Genomic DNA, 1,215 nt, shown 5'->3' on the forward strand with positions numbered 1-1,215 from the left:
GAAACGAACGATTTCTTTTCCGACGAGATGAACATCTGCTGGCCAGTACTTATCGAAATTACCATGATCGTCCGTACCATAACCGAGTGACGAGATATAGTTCGTCAACGCATCGATCCAGACGTAGACGACGTGCTTCGGATTCGATGGGACTTGTACACCCCAGTTGAATGTCGTCCGTGAGACCGCTAAGTCTTGGAGACCCGGTTTAATGAAGTTATTGATCATTTCGTGTTTACGTGATTCTGGCAAGATAAATGACGGATTCGCTTCAAAGTACTCAAGCAGACGGTCCGTGTACTTGCTGATCCGGAAGAAGTAACATTCTTCGCGAACGAGTTCGACTGGGTGTCCACTATCGGGGCTCTTTCCGTCGACGAGTTGTGATTCCGTATAGTACGTCTCATCCGGAATCGAATACCAACCTTCGTATTCACCTAGGTAGATATCGCCTGATTCAAGAAGTGTCTCGAACACTTTTTCGACGACTTTCTTGTGACGTGGTTCTGTCGTCCGGATATAATCATCGTACGAGATGTCGAGACGATCCCATAAGACTTTAATCTGCTCGACGACACCATCGACGAATGCCTGTTCCGAGATACCTGCTTCTGCTGCTTTTTCCTGGATCTTTTGACCGTGCTCATCGCTACCTGTCAAATACCGGACGTCGAATCCTTGAAGTCGTTTGTACCGTGCCATTGCATCTCCAGCCACCGTCGTATACGCGTGACCGATATGTAGTTTTGCACTTGGATAATAAATCGGGGTCGTGATATAAAATGTCTTTGCCATGTTATTCCTCCGTTCTCTTATTTCCATCTTCATTATAGGCTATTATACGCTGTTACGGGACTGATGTCGAAATTCACTTTTTGTCGAATCGAAACATTTTTTGACATCAGACATCAAATTACAAAAAAACACACTCTATAGTTTCATTTCCTTTAAAAAGGGAAAATATATTAATAAATCGTTTCAAATATGGGTTTTTTGAGAAATAAATGACATTTTGATTTCAAGCTATTCAGATTGGTTGACTACTTTTGGAAAGTCTAGTATTCTACATTCTATAGAAACGATGTCGAATTTTGACGATTTTTCAAAAGAAAAAGAGATCCATGACATCAAAGGAGGAACAACAAAATGAAATCAACAGGTATTGTACGTAAAGTAGACGAGCTCGGTCGTGTCGTAATTCCAATCGAATTACGC

The 1,215-nt window shown here is 42.0% G+C and carries 1 protein-coding gene; it reads right to left on the reverse strand.

Annotated elements, in window-relative coordinates; genetic code table 11:
* A partial coding sequence (locus B3S86_RS15275; RefSeq protein WP_290754314.1) for a class I tRNA ligase family protein occupies nt 1-822 on the reverse strand: 822 nt, incomplete at its 3' end.
* Nucleotides 823-1,215 lie beyond the last annotated feature (393 nt).

This window comes from Exiguobacterium sp. UBA3968 (assembly GCF_002385115.1).
Taxonomy (GTDB): Bacteria; Bacillota; Bacilli; order Exiguobacteriales; family Exiguobacteriaceae; genus Exiguobacterium_A.